We start from the raw sequence: 22,562 nt of genomic DNA, 5'->3' as shown, positions 1-22,562 counted from the left end.
TTACTCGCCTTTAAAAACAGGATTTCTTTTCTCGATAAATGCGTCTACACCTTCTTGATAATCTGATGTATTCCCTGATTTAGCTTGAAATAATCCTTCTTGAATTAATTGTTCTTCGATTGAATTATTAAATGTTTGATTCAATAATTTCTTTGTATAAGCCAAACCTTTTGTTGGAAGATTGGCTAATTTATCAGCAATCTTTGCAACTTCAGCATCGAAAATATCATCAGCAAAAAACTCATAAATCATTCCGATTTCTTTTGCTTGAGCCGCCGAAACTTTATCTGCAAGCATCATTAAAGCAGTTGCTTTTTGAAGTCCAATTAAACGAGGTAAGAAATAAGTTCCTCCACAATCTGGGATTAAACCAATTTTAGAAAAAGCTTGAATGAAATTTGTCGATTCTTTCGCAACAACAATGTCACAAGCCAAAGCTAAATTTGCTCCCGCACCGGCAGCAACACCGTTTACAGCAGCAACAACTGGTTTGTCCATATTTCTAATTTTAAGAACCAATGGATTGTAATTTTCTTGAACGATTTTATTGAAGTCGATTTCTTTTTCTTCTAAAACTTCTCCTAAATCTTGACCAGCGCAGAATGCTTTTCCCGTTCCAGTTAAAACCACTGCACGAACAGAAACATCTTGAGCTGCAACATCCAAGTGATGTTGAAGAGATTTAATCATTTCCTGATTAAAACTGTTAAAAACAGAAGGACGATTCAACGTAATCGTAGCAATTCCTCCCTCTTGTGTGTATAGGATTGATGTTGAATTTTCCATAATTTTTTAGTGATGACATTTGAAATAATCAAATGGTTCGTGGCAACTATTGCATTGATACATAGCTTTGCAGGCCGTAGAACCAAATTGACTGATAAGTCTGGTATCTGTAGAGCCACATTGTGGACATTCTACATTTTGTTCGTCTGAAAAGAGCTCATCGCTCGAAGGATTTTTAGTTGGAGGCGCAATTCCATAAGCCTTCATTTTTTGCTTTCCTTCTTCTGTCATCCAATCAGTTGACCACGAAGGGCTCAACTGATTAATGACATTGATATTTTTGAATCCTTTTTCGATTAATTTTAAACGAACAGAAATTGAAATTGCACTCATAGCAGGACATCCAGAATAGGTTGGCGTAATTGTAACGTTGACACTTTCTTGGTCAATTAATTCAATTTTACGCACAACACCAAGATCGATTACACTAATTACAGGAATTTCTGGATCAGCGACTTCCTCCATGTAGTGCCAAATTTCTTTTTCGGTTACCATTGCGAATCTGGATAAGTTCTTTGTAAATATTGTAAATCTGTTAAGATAAATCCTAAATGCTCTGTATGAAGACCTTCTTTACCTCCTTTTTGTACAAACGCATTTTCTACATCAGCTTCGATTGTCGCTTCGTCTAAAATTGCTTTTACATTTGCTAACCAAGTTGCTTGAAATTCTTCTGGGCTTGAAATTAATCCTTCTTCAACTAAAGCTTTTTGGTAAGGTGCTAATAAAAATGCTTCTTTTACATAAGGTAAAATATTGTTTACAGCTTCCTGAATTTTATCGTGAGATTCTTGTGTTCCATCTCCTAAACGAATCATCCATTCTGATGACCATTTTAAGTGATATTTTACCTCTTTCAATGATTTTTCAGCGATGGCTTGTAATTTAAGATCTTTTACTTTCAAAAATTGCTCTAACAATAACGCATGGTAAGAATCGTAAAAGAATTGACGTGCAACTGTGTCTCCGAAATGTCCGTTTGGTAATTCAACCAACAATAAGTTTTTATATTCACGCTCTTCACGTAACATTGCTAACGTATCTTCAGTTGCTCCATTTCCGATCATTTCAGCCGCATAGTTATAATAATTAGAAGTTTGACCTAATAAATCCAACGCCATATTAGACATTGCAATGTCTTGTTCTAAAATTGGACCATGACCACACCATTCACATAAACGTTGTGCCAAAATTAGATTTGTATCCGCTAAATGCAAGATAAAATCGATGTAATTTTGATTGTTTTGATAAACTGTACTTGTCATAAATTACATGTTTTTAATTTCTTCTGGTACATCATAAAAAGTTGGATGACGGTAAACTTTGTCTTCTGCAGGATCAAAAAATTGTTCTGCTTCATCAGGATTAGAAGCATGGATATTAGCAGATTCTACCACCCAAATACTTACACCTTCTAAACGACGCGTATAAACATCACGTGCATTTTCTAGTGCCATTGTAGCATCAGCAGCATGTAAGCTCCCAACGTGTTTGTGGTCTAACCCTTGTTTACTTCTAATGAATACTTCCCATAAAGGCCAATCTCTATTTTCCATCTTTTTATGCGTTTTTGCGTTGTTCTTTTTCTAATTCTCTTTGTTTTCTTTTTTCGTGGTAAGCTATTGCAGCTTCACGAACCCAAGCTCCTTCGTTGTGAGCATTACGGCGAGCATCCAAACGTTGTTTGTTACATTTACCGTTTCCTTTCACAACATTCCAGAATTCTTCCCAATCAATTTCTCCGAATTCGTAGTGACCTGTTTCTTCATTGAATTTTAGATCTGGATCTGGAATAGTTAATCCTAAATATTCGGCTTGAGGAATAGAAATATCCACGAAACGTTGACGTAATTCGTCATTCGAGAAACGTTTGATTCTCCATTTCATTGATAATTCTGAGTTTGATGATTCTTCATCTTTTGGTCCAAACATCATTAATGTAGGCCACCACCAACGATTCATTGCATCTTGCAACATCGCTTTTTGTTCTGGTGTTCCTTTTGATAATACCACTAATGCTTCGTAACCTTGTCTTTGGTGGAAAGATTCTTCTTTACAAACACGTACCATTGCGCGAGCATAAGGTCCGTAAGAAGTTCTACATAATGGAACTTGATTCAGAATCGCAGCTCCATCTACCAACCAACCAATCATTCCGATATCTGCCCAAGTAAGGGTTGGATAATTGAAGATTGATGAATATTTAGCTTTACCTGAATGTAAATCATTTAATGTTTGAATACGGGAAACACCTAATGTTTCAGCAGCACAATATAAGTATAATCCGTGACCAGCTTCGTCTTGAACTTTCGCTAATAAGATTTTCTTTCTATTTAATGAAGGCGCTCTTGTAATCCAGTTTGCTTCTGGTAACATCCCAACAATTTCTGAGTGAGCATGTTGAGAGATTTGTCTGATTAATGTTTTACGGTATGCGTCTGGCATCCAGTCTTTTGGTTCGATACGAACTTCATTTTCAATCTTATTATCGAAGATTTCTTGAAAATCAATTTCTTTTGCACTCATTTCTAAACGTTTTTAAAGTTGATTATTTGGCATCAAAATCTACCACGACTTCTGCAGAACGAGGGTGCGCTTGACACGCTAATACAAATCCTCTTTCTAATTCATCTGGCTCAAGTGAGTAGTTGATGTCCATTTCTACCTCACCCTTCTCTACTTTACACTTACAAGTTGCGCAAACACCACCTTTACAAGCATAAGGTAAATCAGCTCCGTTTTGTAAAGCCGCATCTAAGATTGTATCGCCATTGTAACCCAAATCAATCTGTAAAGCTGTTGCATCTAATTTGATGGTTACTTTACTCATTGTATCGTCTGATTGTTTTACAGCTTTTTGACGCTCTACCTTTTTCGCTTCTGCAGATGCACTATAGAATAATTCGAAATGCAAATGTTTTGCATCAACTCCTGCTTCTACAAAAGCGTCACGACCGCTTAAAATCATTTCTTCTGGACCACAAAGGAAAACTTCGCTTACTTCTTTTGGATCGATCATATTTTGCAAGAAATATTCAATTTTTGCTTTATCAATACGACCACTCAAAATCTCAGCATCAGCCGTTTCACGACTCAAGATATTGTAAACGCTAATGCGTTCCATGTATCTATTTTTTAATGCTTCGATTTCTTCTTTAAAAATAATCGAACCTTTGTTTCTGTTTCCATATAACAGTACAAATTGACTGTTAGGTTCTGTTTGTAGAACTGTTTTGATGATAGAAAGTACTGGTGTAATTCCAGATCCCGCCACAATTCCTACATATAATTTTTTGTTGTCTTCGTGTACTTCTGTAAAGAAATTTCCTTGTGGAGTCATTACATCAAGAACATCGCCAACTTTGATTGTATCGTTAACAAATGTCGAGAAAATTCCATCCTCAATTTTCTTTACAGCAACTCTTAATTCATTATCCAAAGGACTTGAACAAATTGAGTAAGAACGTCTAATTTCTTCGTTATTGTGAAAATTCTTAAACGTTAAATATTGACCATGTTTGAATTTGAATTCTTGGTTTAATTCTTCTGGCACTTCAAATGTAACGGATACACAATCTGGTGTTTCCTTTTTTACATTTTTAACGCGTAATTGGTGAAAATTTATAGCCATATTATTTTTGAAATCCGTTAATTAATAGTGTCATTAAGTCATTTTCTAATTGCTCTGGTGAGATATCTCGTCCAGGTTTGTACCACAATTCTATCCAACGTAATGATGATAATAAAGTAAATAAAGCAACCGAAACATTCAAGTCTTTAAATTCGCCTGCTGCAATTCCTGCTTTGATAAGATTAGCGATTCTTTTTTCGTATCCTTTTCGAATTGTTTTATACAAATCCTTTTTCGTATCCGAAAGATTTTTCCAATCATTATTTGCAACAGAAACTTCGTTTGGCTCATCAATAATCATTCTGACATGCAATTGAATTAAATCTCTCAATTTCTGAACATTTGATTCGTTTGTATCTTCGATCGAGCTAATGTGAGAAACATATTGATTAGCAACTTTAAAACAAATCTCTTCTAAAATTTCGTCTTTCGAACGAATGTGATTGTATAAACTTGCGGCTTCCATTCCAACCTTTTCAGCCAGTTCGCGCATTGATGTTGCCGAATAACCTTTTTGTTTAAAGATTAAGGCAGCTTCTTGAATAATCAGTTCTTTTTTACTTTGTTTAGGCATATATTTATAAATGTCTGTTATCGATGATTCGGTTTAATTTTCCTCCTTCACTTTTCGGAAGTTCATCAACTTGATACAATTTAACATTCATTCCTAATCCAATATTGTCTCTAATTTTTTTGTGAATATTAGAGATTAATTTGCAACATGCATGATTAGATTCGTCGTTCAAATTATCACAAGTGAAACCTTGGCTTGCAAAATAGTCAGGATTAATTTCAAATCCAACTTCTACAGCATCCATATTTTTAGGTTTTGTTAAAACTACTTGATAATTTGGCGATAATTCTGGAAATTCTGGAATAAAATCAGCGATTTGTGTGTGAAAGAAATTTACACCTCTAATAATCATCATATCATCTGCACGACCAATAATTGGTCCCATTTTGATATGCGTTCTTTTCTTAGAATATTCGTACGTAAGGGTTGTGATATCTCCCGTCCAATAACGCACCAATGGTAAAGCTTCTTTTGTTAACGTTGTAATCACTAAAACTCCAGGTTGTCCATAAGGCACAGGCTCACCTGTTTTCTCGTCTACAATCTCTGGAAAGAAGTGGTCTTCCCAAATGTAAGATCCTGTTCCTTGCTCTTCATAATCTTCATTAGATACACCAGGTCCGATAATTTCGCTCAATCCATAGATATTAGAAGCTTTGATGTTTAAACTTCCTTCTACTTCTTGACGTAATGCTTCTGACCATGGTTCTGATCCTAAAATCGCAAACTTAAGATTTAAGCTTTCTAATGATTCGCCTCTTTTCTTGATTTCCTCAGCTACTGTTAATGCATACGATGGTGTTGCACAAATAGCATCAGCCTGAAAATCTTTCAACAACATGATTTGTTTTTCAGTATTTCCACCAGAAATAGGAACAACTGTCATTCCTAACTTTTCTGCTCCATAATGTAATCCCAAACCTCCTGTAAACAAACCATAACCATAGGCATTTTGTAATGTCATCCCTGGTTCGCATCCAGAAGCTGCTAAAGAACGCGCTACTACTTCTGAAAATAATTCGATGTCGTTTTTGGTATAACCTACAACTGTTGGTTTTCCTGTTGTGCCACTTGAACAATGTAAACGGATTACGTTGCTCTTTGGTTCTGCAAATAATCCGAACGGATAGTTCTCTCTTAAATGTGTTTTTTTGGTGAAAGGTAATTTGTGTAGATCTTCAACACCTTTGATGTCTTCTGGTTTTATTCCAGCTGCATCAAATGCTTCTTTGTAAAAAGGTACATTGTTATACACTTTTTGCAACATGTTTTGAAGTCTTTCGTTTTGAAGAACGCGCAATTTTTCAATTGGCATTTGTTCTATCTCGGGATTAAATATCATAATTTTTGCAGATTTTGATTTTTGATAATAACAAATTTAATCAAAAAAACTAAAAAAACTAACGTTTGTTAGTTTTTTTAGTGTAAAAAATACAATTCTTATTAATTATTGCCTTTTTAATAAGATAAAACACTATTAATCAATGTTTTTAATTTTTCAGCATTGGGTAACATCTCTGTTTCTAAAGTCGAATTTAATGGAATTGCTGGCATATCTTGCGCTCCTAACACACGAATTGGTGCATCTAAGTACTCAAAACACTCTTCATTAATTAAGCCTGAAATGCTCTGTGCAAAAGAGTTTTGCTTCGCTTCTTCTGTCAAAACAATACAACGATTGTGTTTTTTTACACTATTAAAGATTGTTTCTTCATCTAACGGAACTAAAGTTCTTAAATCGATAATTTCGACTTGATTAGGAAAACCCTTTGCCGCTTGTTTTGCCCAATACACTCCCATTCCGTATGTAATAATCGAAACAGAATTATGATTTTGAGAAGATTCAGCCGTTAAAACTTCACGTGCTTTACCAAAAGGCAATACATAATGTTCGTCTGGCTCAACAGTCGCGGCATCTTCTGTTCCTTTTATCTTACTCCAGTATAAACCTTTGTGTTCTAGCATTACAACAGGATTTGGATCGTAATAAGCAGCTTTCATCAAACCTTTCAAATCCGCTCCAGTAGATGGATACGCAATTTTAATTCCTTTGATATTCGTCAAAACACTTTCTACTGAACTTGAGTGATAAGGTCCTCCGCTTCCATACGCACCAATTGGCACACGTAAAATCATAGAAACTGGCCATTTGCCATTTGATAAGTAATTAGAACGCGCTACTTCTGTAAATAATTGATTCAATCCTGGCCAAATATAATCTGCAAATTGAACCTCAACAATTGGTTTTAAGCCAACTGCAGACATTCCAACTGTAGATCCGATTATAAATGCTTCTTGAATTGGTGTATTAAATACACGATTTTTACCATATTGTTTTGCTAAAGTTGCCGCTTCACGAAAAACTCCACCCAAACGCAACCCTACATCTTGTCCATATAATATAGCTTCTGGATGTTCTGCCATCAATTCACGAATCGCAAACAATGCAGAATCTACCATTACTGTTTTATCCTTACCTTCTGGTGAACGATTTCCTTTTTCTTCAGTAATCGGTGTTGGCGCAAAAACATGCGTATATAAATCTTCGGGGCGAGGATCTTCTGCTTTCAACGCTTCTTGATATTCTGCCTGAACTTGTTCTTTTATTTTATTTTCAATTCCGATTAAATCATTTTCATCGAAACCATCATTTAATAATGTATTCTTTAATTTATCATAAGGATCACGAGATTGCGCTTCCTCCAAATCATCTCTGTACCATTCTTTGCGAACGCCAGATGTATGATGATTCAATAAAGGAACTTTTGCATGAATCAAAATCGGACGACGTTCTGTACGAATAATCTCAATTGCACGTTGAATCGTTTCATAAGAAGCCAAGAAATCCGTTCCATCAACCACAAAAACCTCCAAACCATTGAAACCTTTTGCATAATGGGCGATATCCTGCGCACGAATTTCATCTGCCGAAGCCGAAATATCCCATTCATTATCTTGAACCAAATATAAAATTGGCAATTGTTTCAAAGCTGCCATTTGGAAAGCTTCTGCCACTTCGCCTTCCGTACAAGACGCATCTCCTAACGAACAAACTGCAATTGGTTTTACTTCTTCGTTACAAAGACCTTCTAACTCTTTGTATTGCATCCCCATTGCAATTCCCGTTGTTGGAATCGCTTGCATTCCCGTTGCACTACTTTGATGCGGAATTTTTGGCATATTATCACGACGCAAACTTGGATGAGAATAATAGGTTCTTCCTCCAGAAAAAATATCGTCGCGTTTTGCTAATAATTGCAGCATCAATTCATAAGGCGTAATTCCAATTGATAATAACATGGCATCATCACGGTAATACGCGCTTAAGTAATCTTGTGGTAATAATTGTAATCCTGTAGCAATTTGTATTGCTTCGTGTCCACGCGCTGTTGCATGTACATATTTGCTTGTTACAGCTTTATTTTCTTCGTATAATTCGGTTAAAGATTTTGCAGTAACCAATAATTCGTATGCTTTTTTAAGTAATGTTGTTGTTGATAATGTGGTTTCCATTCTGATTAAATTTGCGTGTTAACATCCCAATTTTCCATGTAATCTGAAATTCGTTTCAAGAAAACGCCTCCCAAAGATCCGTCTATCACACGATGATCAAACGAAAGTGACAAATACATAAATTGTCTTGCCACGATAATATCTCCGAACTCAGTTTCCAAAACCGCAGGTTTTTTCTTGATCACGCCAGTCGCTAAAATTGCCACTTCAGGTTGATTGATAATTGGCGTTCCCATCAAATTACCAAAAGTCCCCACATTACTTATTGTGAACGTTCCTCCACGAACATCATCTGGCGAAAGTTTATTATTTCTTGCTTTATCTACAATTGAATTTACACCTTTTGCTAAACCTTCTAAATTTAATTCATTGGCTTGATGAATGACAGGAACAATCAAATTATTACTTGGTAAAGCAGTTGCAATTCCAATATTTATCTCATTGTGTTTGATTATTTTAGTCTCAGTTTCATCAACTGATACATTAATCATTGGAAAGTCTTTAATTGCACGAACAACACAATCTACAATTAACGGCGTAAATGTCAATTTTTGTTTGTATTTAGCTTCAAAAGCAGCTTTATTTTCTTCGCGCCATTTCACAAAATTCGTAACATCAGGTTCTACATAAGCCGTCACATGAGGCGAAGTTTGTTTACTCTTTTTCATGTGTTTTGAAATCAATTGACGCATTTTATCCATCTCAATAATTTCATCTTTCGCTCCATAAGAAAAACTTGAAACTACATTATTTTTATTTAAAGTATTACTTGAATTATTAGTTGTAAATGGTTTATTTTGAATATAATTTAATACATCATTTTTCGAAATTCTTCCATCACGACCAGAACCTTTTATTTGTGAAATATCTGTTGATTGAAGATTTTCTTTTTGGATAATACTTTTTACCAAAGGTGATAAAAATTGATTTGTATCGATTGAATTTATAGTTTGTAAAGTTGTAACAGTTTCAATCTTTTTTTCTTCAACATTTTCAGTTTTTTGAGCTGATTGTTGTTGAGTTTCTGAAGGCTCAATTAAAGCGAAAACTTCTCCGATTTTTATCTCATCTCCTTCATTAAATCTAAACTCAATAATTTTTCCAGCAGTTGTAGAAGGCACATCAGAATCTACTTTATCCGTCGAAACTTCGGCAATTACTTCATCCTCCTGAATGAAATCGCCAACGTTTTTTGTAAAACGAACCAACTGTACAGACTCAACACTTTCTCCCAATTTTGGAATCGTTAGTTCTATATTCTTCATTTTATTTGTTTGCAGTTTTGAGCGTTGAAGATAATCATTTTTTATAAAAACTAATGAATGTTAGTTGAAATATTCATTGAAATTTTCCTTTTTTAGTGTAGCTATTACATTATCCAAAACTCAATCCTATTAAAACCTCATCACCAAACCAACTCCTGCTTGATTATTTTGATACACAGGAAAAACCATTGTCGCTATTTTTGATTCTTTATTTTTTGGAGAAAACCAATTGTTAATCGTAGGAAATAACCAATACGCCAATTCCGTCGATAAAATTCCTATTCCCGCTCCAGCAACAACATCTCCAACCCAATGACGATTGTTGATAACACGATAAACGCCCGTAAAAGCAGCTAAAGGATATCCTGCTAAACTCAACCAAAAATTAGAATCTTGGTATTCTCGAAACATAAATTGAGCCGTAGAAAACGCATTCGCCGTATGTCCAGAAGGAAAAGAAAGATTGTTTGTTCCATCGGGTCTTTCCTCTTGTACAGTGTGTTTTAGTCCCATCACCAAACCAGTATTGATGATTTGAGAAGTTGCAAAAATTATTGTCCGATCTCGTAAATTATGTTTCCCTTGAACGCCAGCCAAATTCAATCCATAGACCGCTACAGCAGGTAAATATTGTGTATAATTATCAAATTTATTTCCTTTTGTTTTATCTTCTAAAATTTCGTTTTGAGTAGATTTATTTAAATTATCCAACGCTGGAATTGCCAAACTCAGACTTCCATATGTAATTAAAGTCGCAGGAATAATCAACTTTTTGGCGTTGAAATGATAAACTTTATCTTCTGGATTAAATATTTGCTTTGGAATAGAATCAAGTTGAATTGAATCGGTTTTAGTTTGCTGAATTGTATCTTGTGCATTCCCTTTTATAGAAAATATTGAAAGTAATACACAATTCATGACTATCGTTTTTGTTTTAATTTGGTTCATTTTCACATTCATTTTATTGAACAAATGTATTTGAAACCTCCTTACACAAAACTTAAGATTTGATTAAGAAAAAAGCCATTAGAAATAATCCAATGGCTTTTAAAAAATATCTATTTATAAATTTCCTCGACGCTCTTGCTCTCTTTCTAAAGCTTCAAACAATGCTTTGAAATTACCTGCTCCAAACGATTGCGCTCCATGACGCTCGATAATTTCGTAGAATAATGTTGGACGATCTTCGACTGGTTTCGTAAAAATTTGTAACAAATAACCTTCTTCATCACAATCAACCAAAATTCCTAAATCTTGTAACTTCTTAATATCCTCATCAATTTCACCAACGCGCTCTGGAATCATATCGTAATAAGCCTCTGGTGGCGCTGATAAAAACTCAACTCCACGAGATTTAAGTTCTGTCACAGTTTTTACAATATCCTTAGTTGCAACTGCAATATGTTGTACACCTTCACCTTCATAAAAATCTAAATATTCTTCGACTTGAGATTTCTTTTGACCTTCTGCAGGCTCATTAATAGGGAATTTTGAATAACCATTTCCGTTACTCATCACTTTCGACATTAATGCTGAATACTCTGTATTGATTTGTTTATCATCAAACGATAAAATATTTACAAATCCCATGACATCTTGGTACCAAGCAACCGCTTCGTTCATACGATTCCAACCCACATTACCAACGCAATGATCCACATACAATAAACCACAATCTGTTGGTTGATATGTTGATTCAGACTTCACATAGCCTGGCATAAAAGGACCTTCATAATTTTTACGCTCAATAAACATATGAATCGTTTCACCATATGTATAAATTCCAGACATTTTTACTTCACCAAACTCATCTGTAATCGTAGTTGGCTCCATATAAGGCTTTCCTCCACGTTTCGTTGTTTGCTCAAAAGCATCATACGCATCATCCACCCAAAGTGCTAAAATTTTAACTCCATCACCATGTTTCATTGCATGTTGACAAATTGGAGAATCAGATTTTAAGCCAGATGTTAAAACTAAACGAATTTTCCCTTGTTGTAAAACATAAGAAGCTCTATCTCTCACTCCAGTTTCTGGGCCAGCATATGCAACTTCTTGAAATCCGAAAGCTGTTTTGTAATAATGTGCAGATTGTTTTGCATTACCAACATAAAACTCGATATAATCTGTTCCATTGATTGGAAGAAAATCTTGTGCTAATGCTATTTTTTCTGCAAATGTTTGTGTACTCATTTTTATTGTGTTTTTATTTTTATGTATTATCTAAAAAGTATTAAATTTTTACAGTTATTGATAACTTTGGGGGAGATTCCTCCTAACGTCGGAATGACATCATGTCAAGCTGAATTTATTTCAGCTTCTCTTCAAATTAACTTATGATATATTGAAACAAGTTCACGATGACAAATCGCGCAACTCATAACTCATAGCTCATAACTTTTAATAAAGCCAAGATTTATAATAATCTGGATCTTCAATTTCTAACGCTTGTTCAGTTAACATCAATGGTCTGAAAGGATCAATCATTACGGCTAATTCATGTGTTTCTTTCGCTCCAATCGATTTTTCAACTGTACCAGGATGTGGACCATGCGGAATTCCTGCTGGATGTAATGTAATTTGTCCTTTCTCAACCGATTTTCTCGACATAAAATCTCCATCCACATAATATAAAATCTCATCAGAATCTACATTACTATGGTTATAAGGAGCTGGAATCGCATTTGGATGATAATCGAAAAGACGTGGAACAAAACTACAAATCACAAAACCTGCTCCTTCGAAAGTCTGATGAACAGGTGGTGGCTGATGGATACGCCCTGTAATTGGCTCGAAATTATGAATAGAAAAAGCCCATGGATAATGATAACCATCCCAACCTACAAAATCGAAAGGATGAGTTCCATAAACGTAAGGATAAATTAATCCTTCTTTTTTGATCATAATCTTGAAATCTCCGTGTTCATCATTTGTTTCAAGATTTTGAGGACGTTTAATATCACGCTCGCAAAAAGGAGAATGTTCCATTAATTGTCCAAAATGATTGCGATAACGACGAGGTGTTTCAACTGGGCTAAATGATTCTGTAATAAACAATCGGTTATTAGAATCATTAAAATGAAGTTGATAAATAATTCCACGTGGAATCACTAAATAATCTCCATATTCAAATTCAATTTGTCCATAACCAGTTTTTAAAACTCCAGAACCTTCGTGTATAAAAATTACTTCATCCGCCATCGAATTTTTGAAGAAATAATCAGTCATCGATTCTTGTGGCGCAGCCAATGAAATATGCAAATCATTGTTAACCAAAACTGGTACACGAGATTCTAAATAATCTTTGGTAGGTTTTACTTTAAAACCTTTTAAAGAGGTATGTTTTAAATGTTTTGCGCGGACAATTTTTGGCTCTACCGAATAAGGTTCGCTAATCGCTTTTACCAAAGTTGGTGGATAACAGTGGTAAACATTGGAATACGTACTCGAAAATCCATGCGTAGAAACTAATTCTTCTGCATATAATTCTCCATTTGGTTTTCGGAATACCGTATGTCGCTTTTGTGGGAATTCTCCCAAATGATGATAAAGTGGCATATCGTATTTTGTTTGTTATTTTGATGAAAAGGTAGATAGATGACGAAATTCGTCAACAAATAATCTGCAATATTCTAGTGTGAATATTGAGCAAATACAATTTTGGAAAGTAAAGCAGAAGTTTGCTTATTCATTCCAACAAATAAAGGTTTAATATTTTCTTTAATTGTTTGCATTTCTTTTCTGTGGCTATCTCAAAGATAGAAACATTTTTTGATTGTACAAAATACCTTACTAAAAAATGCTTTACAACAATTATTTTCAATATCTTTAAAAAACTACATATAACCCGTAGTGCATTATTGAATTAGATTAATTTTGGCTTGATCCAAAGCGAACCAAAAAAATCAAGTCCGTGCATACAAGTCGGTCAATAATTACTACTCACTAAATGCTTTAGAACATTCGCATAAGAAATGCGAACATAAATCATTGTTAACGCTCACTACGCCAAATTGACGCTCGACTCTTCAGCAATGACGGTTTTAGAACTCGTTGTTATAAATGGAGTTGAATATTGAAAAAGGAATTAAAAAAATCCGACGATTTAGAATCGAAATGCGATTCAACTCTAAATTATTGAAATAAAAAAGTTGGAGTGTTTGAGTGGAGCGAGTTACCAACTTTATGGAAATAATTTAGTAAGTTGAATCATTGAGAGACTACTGTCGGCATCTTTTTTTGTTTCGTTTTTTTGGATGCTCTTCCCCGAAGGGCATATGAATACCAATAATTAAAATAAACAGGAAATGAATAAAAAATGAAAGGAAGAAATGAAAATAAAGAAAAGGAATACCTGAGCCATACCATGGCTCCTCCTTTTAATTTCAAATGTTTTTTTGGATAAGCTTCCCCGAAGGACATATGAATACCGATAATTAAAATAGATATTCAATGAATAAAAAAGTGACAAAAGATTTCTCGATACCTCGAAATGACATATTGAATGCGATTCTGAGACAAACCCAGAATGACAAAATTCATTGGTTAAAAAGAATTTGAATATTAATAAGAGTTAAGCGTTAAGCGTAGAACGTAAAACTTAATAAAAACCGGCATTAAAACTATCACGTTAAGAAAATGGTTGAATGTAACGTAAAAAAGGTTTTAGCCGTAGGGTTTTTAAAATCTTTAGTGAAATGAGAACATTTTTAGTAGTGAGGTTTACAGCCAAGTCTTTGCTTGTACTGATCCTGCCGAAATATTGATTACTTTTTTGTTCTTTTCCCTGTAAGGCATATGAATACCAATAATTAAAATGAACAGGAAATGAATAAAAAATGAAAGAAAGAGATTCTTAGATAAACTCAGAATGACAACAAACAAATTGTATTTCAATTACAAATTCTCAAGCTGAATTCATTTCAGCTTCTTATTATCGTCAGTCAGAGTGACGTTTGTAAAACGTAGTATCGAAGACTTAGACGAGAAATAACGACTACTCACTAAATGCTTAACTATGTTCATTTTTAACTTGACACAAAAACATTTGAAATTAAAAGGAGAAGCTCTAGTAGAGCTTAGGTACATTTTTAAACTTTTACCTTAATGCAAAGTCTGTGCTAACAGAGTATGTGATTACAAAACGTCAAGACTGCGATTATCGACGTTCAATCTTCATTTTACTCACTAAAAATATTAAATGACTCGCTATCGCTCACTAATCTTTTTTACGCTCGTTTCAATGGATTGAATCTCGTCTGCAAATCGTATGTCGGTTTTGGTACTCTTATTTACAATAATCTTGTCTCTTCAACAATGACGGTTTTTAATTCATTGTTAAAAGTGAAAATCAGTTGCTTTATTTCCATCGTAATATACATTATCAATTCCAATATGTCCAATATCATTTAACTGTGATCCAACACCTGTCCAACCGTTAACCAATTCATCATTAAAACTAAATTTATTAGAACCTAAAGTCTGTCCACCTTGTTCTCCTGGTTGAATATTGTAAACCTTGCTTTACCAATTTAATCGACTGCATAACCAGTTCGGGCGTAATCAGATTTGCAGCACCTATTTCGTCTCCTTTTCCATAAGGTGATGTTTGTCAACTGGTATCTTTCGGATCAATTAAAGTTTTATCTTGTGCGTAACCAATAGCTACAAATTTGATTATAGGTTTTGTTTTCATCTATTTTCTTATTTTTAGATTTTCGCCAATTCTGTATTGATGAATTTCATTTCTTCAGCAGAAATAGTAATATCCATTGCTTTTGCATTGGCTATCGCTTGTTCAGCATTTCTTGATCCAGCTAAAACAATCGAAATAGCAGGTTGTAAACTTGTCCAACGTAAAACTAATTGTGAAAGTGTAGCTCCTTTTTCTGCTGCAATTGGAGTAATTGTTTCAAGGAAAGTTTTTACTTTATCTAAATCAAATTGTTGGAAATAACCATTTCTGTGGTCATTATCTTTCAGTTTTCCATCTTTAAAGTATTTTCCGGTAAGTAAACCTCTTTCCATTGGGCTGTACACAATAATTCCTAAATCATTATCCAAAGCATAAGGAACTAAGTCCTGCTCTACTCCGCTGTTCAGCATACTATATCCAACTTGATTACTCGCGATATTTAGTGTTTTACGCGCTTCTTCTACTTGATCCACACTGTAATTACTTACACCAGCAGCACGAATTTTACCTTGTTGAATTAAAATTTCCAAGGCTTCCATCGTTTCTGAAATTGGCGTTGTAGTATCTGGCCAGTGAATTTGCAATAAGTCGATATAATCCGTTTGTAAACGTCTTAGACTGTCTTCTACTTCTTTAATAACACTTTCTTTTGATGAATATTTATAAACAGGAATTGCTTTTCCATTTTCTTCTGCATCAAAGAAAAATTCACCTTTTCCCTTATTACTTCCGTCCCAAACTAAACCGAATTTTGTTAACAATTGAATTTTTGTTCTATCATAACCTTTTATAGCTTCACCAATCATTTTTTCGCTCAATCCAAAACCGTAAAATGGCGCTGTATCCAAAGTTGTTACACCATTTTCGATAGAAGCTTGTACCGATGCAATACTATCTTTTTGCTCGTTTCCACCCCACATATTTCCACCGATAGCGAAGGCTCCGTAAGTGATTGCTGATAATTCTAAATCTGTATTTCCTAATTTTCTGTATTCCATTTTTTATAGTTTTTTTGTTAAATAAATTTGTGGTATTTCTTGTAATTTTTCGACAACCAATTTGCCAAATTCTAAGATATAAGACTGTTGATTATGCTCATCTAAACCCTGTTGATCTCTCCAAATTTCGTAGAAAACAAATGTATTTTCGTCCTGCGAACCTTGATGCAAATCATACTGAATATTAGCATCTTCTTTTCGGGTTTCTGTAACCATATTCTGCAAAACAACTGTTACATCTTCGCGATATTCAGGTTTTGCTTTAATAACTGCTGTTAGGTAAATCATACCAATTCTTTTTCTTTAATGAATATGTTTTCTAAATGTTCTCTATATGCTATACGGTAATTTTCGATACGTTCTTCAGTTGCATTTTTTTCCAAGTCGTGGAAATGGAAACCGTTTATTCTACTTAGTCCTGCAAACTGATTCATTTTGTGGAAACCAAATAAAACACCCTCATCAACTGTTTTTTGATCGAAAAATTCTCCTTCTAAAGTAAAAGCCGTTTCTGGCGCATTCCATGTCGTATTAACCATATATTTTTTACCTTGCATCAATCCACCTGTTCCGTAATTAATTGCTGGATTTTTGCGTGAACGACCATCATTTCTATAAATTCCATTTTCATGTCCAGCCGTAAAAACTTCGTCGATATAATATTTCAAGCGATTTGGAACTTGAAACCACCAAATAGGAAAATGGTAAATAATCAAATCTGCCCATTTAAAATTCTCTACTTCTTCAAAAGCATCAAATTCATCATTTATATTTGTAACACGAAAATCAAAACCTTTTTCTTGTAAAAATTCTGTTGTCCAATTATTTAATGTTTTATTGAAAGCTCCACCTGAATGGGCAAAGTTTTGCGCTCCGTTGATAATAAATATATTCATTTGTATAATTTTAATTATTGATAGTGTAAATTTCTATCATATTTATATATTATACAAATAACTTAAATTATATATTTTTATCAGAATAGTGATAGATTAATTTATCGACTCTTTTGTTTATCAGCTATAACAATTGTTTTTCTTCCACCAATGCCATTTTTATCATAATCGTATACTTTAGGGATTTCACTCAATAGAAAAAAACTGACTAACTATAAGGTTAAATTTTGTGTTTGATATATTTAATTATTCGGATATACTTACGATGGTCTTTCCTGAACCCTGACCACTTTGAGCGTAAAGATGAGCTTCAGCTACATGATCAAAATCAAATACTTTATTAATAAGTGGTTTTAATTTTGATTGTCCAACCCAAATAGTTAACTGATTCATTATTTCTTTTAATTTATCGATTCCTTGCAGATTATAATAAATCAATAGAGTAATCATATATACAAAATGAAGGTTTAATGCTTTTTGGTGTAAAATTGAAATATCAATCTTTTTATCTCTAGTAAGAGTAGAGACAATCGAACCATTTATCTTAGCAAGCGCAAAACTATTGAATAGATTCTCTCCTCCAACATTATCAAATACAACATCATATCCCTGCCCATTAGTATACTTATCAATAATCTGATTTATATGCTTTTTTTTATAATTAATGGTATAATCTGCTCCTAATTTACTTGCTAATTTTGCTTTGTTTACACTTGAAACCATTGCATGAACCTCTGTTTCACAAATTTTTGCTAGTTGTAACACAACATGGGATTTATAGCACTAGCTTTTACTTTGATTAGCACTTGATCTGGTAAAACCTGTGGTTTTAACACTTCTATTTGCTTAAAAACCTTGTGAGGATCTCCATATTAATCAATTTATAGATACTTTCATATTATACTAAATTATAGTAAGCTATTTTCCTGTTTATAGGTTTTCCAATCAAGATATCCTTCCATAGTTAATCCATAGTGCAATTCTCTTTTTGGTTCAGTTAAAGGCCAATTATTTTCTAAACGTTCAACTAAATCAGGATTAGAGATAAATGGTTCACCAAAACCTGCAATATCAATTACACCTTGATTGATTAATTTTTCTGATTTTTCTCGGTCCATTCCACCTGCCAAAATAATTATTCCATCATACCATGCTCTAAAACGCTCTAAAAACCCTTCTGGAATAGCAAAACTTCCTCTTGATTTTTGATCCATAATATGGATATAAGCAATTTTTCTTTTACTTAATTCTTGGGCTAAATACTCATAAGTTTCCTCTATCTCATCATAATGAGGTAATTCATGTAAACCTCCATAAGGAGTTAAACGAATACCAACTTTATCCGCGCCAATTGCTTCAATACTTGCATCGATTGCCTCTAGTAAAAAGCGACTTCTATTCTCAATGCTTCCACCGTATCTATCAGTTCTATTATTTACATATGGATTTAAAAACTGTTCGATAAGATATCCATTAGCTCCGTGAAGTTCAACACCATCAAAACCTGCTTCAATAGCATTTTTAGCTGCATTAGCAAAATCAAGAACTACTTGATAGACCTCTTTAGTTTCTAAAGCTCTTGGTTTAGAAGCTGTCACAAATCCTTCTTTTCCATTCTCGTCATATCCCCAAGCAGAAGAATTACTAGCTTGAATATTGGAAGGAGCTACTGGAGCCTGCCCATCTGGTTGATTAGAAACATGTGATATACGTCCAACATGCCATAGTTGAGTAAAGATTTTACTTCCTTTAGCATGAACTGCTTCAGTAACTAATTTCCAACCTTGTACTTGAGCAGGTGTATATAATCCAGGAATATGAAGTACACCAGAGGCTGTAGTTGAAATTGCAGTTCCCTCCGTTATAATCAAACCTGCTCCAGTGCGCTGACTATAGTACTCAGCATTATATTGTTTTGGTATTCCGTCCTTATTTCTAGCTCTTGTCATTGGAGCCATTGCCATACGGTTTTTTAATTCTAACGAACCAATTTTTGCTGGTTTAAAAATATTAATTTTCATCATTCTATTTTTTTATATTAATTGGACTTTATTTTTATTTGTTTTCATATAAATACTAAATATGATTATGCCTAATATAACCATACCAATAGCTACAATCTCAGCTGATGTATATCCATATCCTTTTTCTATGGGAACACCTCCTAAATAAGCTCCTAAAGCATTTGCGATATTAAAGCAAGCTGGTCCTAAAGAAGCAACAAGTAATTCCGAATTACTCTTAACTGACTTTAATAACAATAAAGTTAAAGACGGGATTAAGGCAAAAGAAACAACACCTGTTATAAATGTCATCACTAAAGACAACCAAGTAATCTGAGCCGTAAAATAAATAGTTCCCATAGTTAAAATTTGTAAGAAAAGAACAATCATTACAATCTTAGATGCAGAGAATCGATCTGTGAGTTTTCCTCCAATTAAGTTACCAACGAACATGCCTAATCCCGCTAATACCATAATATAAGGCATATTTTGCTCTTGTACACCTGATACTTGTGTCATTAACGGAGCGATATAACTGATCCATGCAAATAATGCTCCTGGGGCTACAGAAAAAATTAAAATCATAAACCATACTTTACTATCTTTAAAGATTACAAAATCGCTCCATGGATTATTTTGGTTTTCTTGTTTTTTAATTTTTACCTCAGGCATCCATAGTTTTAAACTAACAAGAGTAAGAATTCCAATAATTACAATCAATAAAAAAGTATATCGCCAAGAAAAGTGATGTCCTATGTAGGTCCCTAAAGGCACCCCTAATAAATTCGCTACCGTTAAACCTGAATACATAGTTGCTACAGCTTGAGCTTCTTTTCCTTTTCGAGCTAATTTACTTGCCACTACTGAACCAACACCAAAGAAAGCACCATGAGGTAAACCAGAAATAAATCTAGAAAGCATTAAAAATTCAAATGAAGGTGCTATAACTGACAAAGCGTTAAATATTGTGAATAACAACATCAAACCTAAAAGCATTTTTGTTGATGAATACTTTCTCATACCAACTATAAGTAAAGGAGCTCCTATAACAACTCCTAAGGCATAAGAAGTGATCAAATATCCAGCCTTGGGAATAGATACATCAAAATATTTTGCTACATCTGGTAACATTCCCATAATTGTAAATTCTGTTACCCCTATTGCCAATCCACCAAGAGCTAATGCTAATAAACTTTTATTCATTATTATAATTTTAATTATTGATACTGCAAATTTCTATCATTTTTTTTTATTTTAAAAATAATTTAAATTGTACCTTTGTATCATAATAATTATATAAATGAGAAAACAATATCATTTTCGTCGAATAAATCAGCAACTTTACGCTTGGGATGTGGATCGATTGATTCAGTTAACGCAAGAGCTTCAATCAGAAACAATTGCTTTAAAAGACATCAAAGAGTATAACGAAACTTATTGGTACAGCGATGAAGGTGATTCGCCTACTTGTCGATCAATTACCGAACATATAAAATTGATCCAAGAAGCTGATCTTGCTTATCCTATAATTATTTGTCCAGAAGGTAAATTGATGGATGGTATGCATCGTGTTGTAAAAGCGCATTTAGAAGGATGGACTTCTATACAAGCTTTTCGATTAGCGATGCTTCCAAAGCCTGATTATATTGATGTCGATCCAAATGATTTACCCTACGATTAAGTTTAAAAACAAAAAATTATGCATTGGAATTTAGAATGGTTGCGCACATTTAAAGCGATTTACGAAACAGGAACTTTATCGGCGGCGGCTCAAGAATTGTTTATCTCTCAACCTGGTGTCAGTCTGCATTTAAACTCATTGGAAGCCTATACGGGATCAAAATTATTTGATCGTTCGGCACGTAAAATGGTTCCGACTGAAAAAGGAAAAATATTTTACAATTATATTATCGACCCACTAAAAAAACTCGAAAATGGAGAACAACATTTCCATAAACGTGCGCAAGATGAACGGGTAACGATAAGTGTGGGAATGTGTTTTGAGACTTTTCAATACACATTGGAGGAGCATATTGCAGAGTTGCCTTTTAATTTGATTATCAAGTTCGGAGAATATCCGCAGATGCAAAGTGATTTGGATAATGGATTGTTGGATTTAATCATTACACCGCAAAAAGGAACACAACAAAATATTTCGTATGAGCCGTTTTCGAAAGAACGAATTGTGTTAATTGCAGGAAATAAAACAAATACTTCGGAAGTTGAAGAATTACTAAAAAAAGGAAAAATAAAAGAAGCAGTAGATCTTTTGAAACAACAATTATGGTACAGCACTGCCGCTGATATGAATCATTTGCGAGATTTCTGGACAAAAAATTTTGGTGAACATCCCGATTTTAGTCCAAATTATATTGTACCCAATATCAGTTCGATTATTCGTTGTTTAAGTGACAATACAGGTTTTTCCATTGTTCCTGATTTCCTTTGTTCGGATGCTTTAGCGAAAGATAAAATTAAAATTATTTGGGAAGGTCAAAACCCTGTTGAGAATACGCTTTATTTCGGAACACGTAAAAAAACGATGTATCAAGAAGAAATTGACCAGTTAGAAGGTTTGCTGAAAGAAAAATGGACAAGTCTGTAAGCTATCAATCATACTTTCTATAAAATATATTTCTGGAAGTATGAATTTTAAATGTTCTTCTAAAGTGGAAAATTCAACTTTTAGTCGTACCTATTTTTAGAAAAAATTACCATGTTACCTATCCTTAATTGTGTAATAAAATAACCTCACTTAAAAAACTTAGCGAGATATAGTTTATTTTATCCAAAACATTTCTTTAACAAAAAAGCTCTTGGATAAGAGCTTTTTTTCTGTGTAACTTTTTATAGAACTAATCTTATTCTGTTTTTTGAATAGAATTTTGTTGAGAATTATTTGCAATAGCACTTAGCATAGCCATATCACGCGCATGTGATTCTTTTTTTTCTCGCTTTTCAATTCGATCAATTTCATGTGCAAGTAATAAATTATGTGAGTTTACTTTGGACGGAATAAGAAATAAATCAATAAAAGCCAAGATTCCTACACCACCAAATGTGATCCAAAAACAAACCAAAAACTTCAAGACTGCGATTTTCGACATTCAATCTTCATTTTACTCACTAAAAAGATTAAATGATTCGCATACGCTCACTAATCTTTTTAACGCTCGTTTCAATGGATTGAAGCTCGTCTGC

Annotated in this window: 22 protein-coding genes; 2 read left to right on the top strand and 20 right to left on the bottom strand. The window is 33.7% G+C overall.

The window, feature by feature from the left end; translation table 11 throughout:
- From HXZ69_RS13240 to HXZ69_RS13150, 19 genes are all read right to left on the bottom strand, one after another.
- Positions 1–786, bottom strand: coding sequence for an enoyl-CoA hydratase-related protein (locus HXZ69_RS13240; RefSeq protein ID WP_038335712.1), 786 nt, complete (start codon positions 784–786; stop codon positions 1–3).
- Between the two features lie 6 nt (positions 787–792).
- Positions 793–1,281, bottom strand: a complete 489-nt coding sequence (gene paaD / locus HXZ69_RS13235; protein ID WP_286496256.1) for a 1,2-phenylacetyl-CoA epoxidase subunit PaaD — start codon at positions 1,279–1,281, stop codon at positions 793–795.
- A complete protein-coding gene (gene paaC / locus HXZ69_RS13230) occupies positions 1,275–2,051 on the bottom strand; it encodes a 1,2-phenylacetyl-CoA epoxidase subunit PaaC (RefSeq protein ID WP_286496255.1) in 777 nt (258 codons plus the stop codon). Before paaC ends, paaD begins: the two co-directional genes overlap by 7 nt.
- Before the next feature lie 3 nt (positions 2,052–2,054).
- On the bottom strand, positions 2,055–2,342 hold the full coding sequence (paaB, locus tag HXZ69_RS13225) for a 1,2-phenylacetyl-CoA epoxidase subunit PaaB (protein ID WP_038335709.1): 288 nt from the start codon (positions 2,340–2,342) through the stop codon (positions 2,055–2,057).
- 4 nt (positions 2,343–2,346) lie between these two features.
- Positions 2,347–3,312: a 1,2-phenylacetyl-CoA epoxidase subunit PaaA gene (paaA, locus tag HXZ69_RS13220; RefSeq protein WP_286496254.1), complete on the bottom strand. Its 966-nt coding sequence runs from the start codon at positions 3,310–3,312 to the stop codon at positions 2,347–2,349.
- A 22-nt stretch (positions 3,313–3,334) separates the two neighbouring features.
- Entirely contained in the window at positions 3,335–4,417 is a 1,083-nt protein-coding gene (gene paaE, locus HXZ69_RS13215; RefSeq protein WP_286496253.1) for a 1,2-phenylacetyl-CoA epoxidase subunit PaaE, read from the bottom strand.
- Position 4,418: 1 nt separating this feature from the next.
- Positions 4,419–4,991: a TetR/AcrR family transcriptional regulator gene (locus tag HXZ69_RS13210; RefSeq protein ID WP_038335706.1), complete on the bottom strand. Its 573-nt coding sequence runs from the start codon at positions 4,989–4,991 to the stop codon at positions 4,419–4,421.
- 4 nt (positions 4,992–4,995) lie between these two features.
- On the bottom strand, positions 4,996–6,333 hold the full coding sequence (locus HXZ69_RS13205; protein ID WP_221855025.1) for a phenylacetate--CoA ligase family protein: 1,338 nt from the start codon (positions 6,331–6,333) through the stop codon (positions 4,996–4,998).
- Between the two features lie 116 nt (positions 6,334–6,449).
- A complete protein-coding gene (locus tag HXZ69_RS13200; RefSeq protein ID WP_286496252.1) occupies positions 6,450–8,504 on the bottom strand; it encodes an alpha-ketoacid dehydrogenase subunit alpha/beta in 2,055 nt (684 codons plus the stop codon).
- Positions 8,505–8,509: 5 nt separating this feature from the next.
- Positions 8,510–9,769, bottom strand: coding sequence for a dihydrolipoamide acetyltransferase family protein (locus HXZ69_RS13195; protein WP_286496251.1), 1,260 nt, complete (start codon positions 9,767–9,769; stop codon positions 8,510–8,512).
- 129 nt (positions 9,770–9,898) lie between these two features.
- Positions 9,899–10,687, bottom strand: a complete 789-nt coding sequence (locus HXZ69_RS13190; RefSeq protein ID WP_286496250.1) for a phosphatase PAP2 family protein — start codon at positions 10,685–10,687, stop codon at positions 9,899–9,901.
- A 144-nt stretch (positions 10,688–10,831) separates the two neighbouring features.
- Positions 10,832–11,962: a 4-hydroxyphenylpyruvate dioxygenase gene (gene hppD, locus HXZ69_RS13185; protein ID WP_125350265.1), complete on the bottom strand. Its 1,131-nt coding sequence runs from the start codon at positions 11,960–11,962 to the stop codon at positions 10,832–10,834.
- Positions 11,963–12,169: 207 nt separating this feature from the next.
- The gene (locus HXZ69_RS13180) at positions 12,170–13,327 is read right to left on the bottom strand and encodes a homogentisate 1,2-dioxygenase (protein WP_286496248.1); all 1,158 of its coding nucleotides are present in this window, start codon (positions 13,325–13,327) and stop codon (positions 12,170–12,172) included.
- 2,151 nt (positions 13,328–15,478) lie between these two features.
- A complete protein-coding gene (locus HXZ69_RS13175; RefSeq protein WP_286496247.1) occupies positions 15,479–16,462 on the bottom strand; it encodes an aldo/keto reductase in 984 nt (327 codons plus the stop codon).
- A gap of 3 nt (positions 16,463–16,465) precedes the next feature.
- On the bottom strand, positions 16,466–16,750 hold the full coding sequence (locus tag HXZ69_RS13170) for a putative quinol monooxygenase (protein WP_221856550.1): 285 nt from the start codon (positions 16,748–16,750) through the stop codon (positions 16,466–16,468).
- Positions 16,747–17,358, bottom strand: coding sequence for an NAD(P)H-dependent oxidoreductase (locus tag HXZ69_RS13165; RefSeq protein WP_125350263.1), 612 nt, complete (start codon positions 17,356–17,358; stop codon positions 16,747–16,749). Before HXZ69_RS13165 ends, HXZ69_RS13170 begins: the two co-directional genes overlap by 4 nt.
- Positions 17,359–17,604: 246 nt before the next feature.
- Positions 17,605–18,123: a zinc-binding dehydrogenase gene (locus HXZ69_RS13160; protein WP_286496246.1), complete on the bottom strand. Its 519-nt coding sequence runs from the start codon at positions 18,121–18,123 to the stop codon at positions 17,605–17,607.
- Between the two features lie 143 nt (positions 18,124–18,266).
- Positions 18,267–19,379: an alkene reductase gene (locus tag HXZ69_RS13155; RefSeq protein WP_286496245.1), complete on the bottom strand. Its 1,113-nt coding sequence runs from the start codon at positions 19,377–19,379 to the stop codon at positions 18,267–18,269.
- 12 nt (positions 19,380–19,391) lie between these two features.
- Entirely contained in the window at positions 19,392–20,564 is a 1,173-nt protein-coding gene (locus HXZ69_RS13150) for an MFS transporter (RefSeq protein ID WP_286496244.1), read from the bottom strand.
- A gap of 97 nt (positions 20,565–20,661) precedes the next feature.
- Between HXZ69_RS13150 and HXZ69_RS13145 the strand changes: the two genes are divergently transcribed.
- Positions 20,662–21,042 (top strand): hypothetical protein, encoded by a 381-nt coding sequence (locus HXZ69_RS13145; RefSeq protein ID WP_260509637.1) that lies wholly within the window; start codon positions 20,662–20,664, stop codon positions 21,040–21,042.
- Positions 21,043–21,060: 18 nt separating this feature from the next.
- Positions 21,061–21,966 (top strand): LysR family transcriptional regulator, encoded by a 906-nt coding sequence (locus HXZ69_RS13140; RefSeq protein ID WP_286496243.1) that lies wholly within the window; start codon positions 21,061–21,063, stop codon positions 21,964–21,966.
- Positions 21,967–22,222: 256 nt separating this feature from the next.
- Here the strand turns inward: HXZ69_RS13140 and HXZ69_RS13135 are convergent, their stop codons facing one another.
- Positions 22,223–22,468, bottom strand: coding sequence for a hypothetical protein (locus HXZ69_RS13135; RefSeq protein ID WP_286496242.1), 246 nt, complete (start codon positions 22,466–22,468; stop codon positions 22,223–22,225).
- Positions 22,469–22,562 lie beyond the last annotated feature (94 nt).

The organism is Empedobacter sp. R132-2, from assembly GCF_030324375.1.
Taxonomy (GTDB): Bacteria; Bacteroidota; Bacteroidia; order Flavobacteriales; family Weeksellaceae; genus Empedobacter; species Empedobacter falsenii_B.
This window is presented reverse-complemented; position numbering and strand designations above follow the sequence as displayed.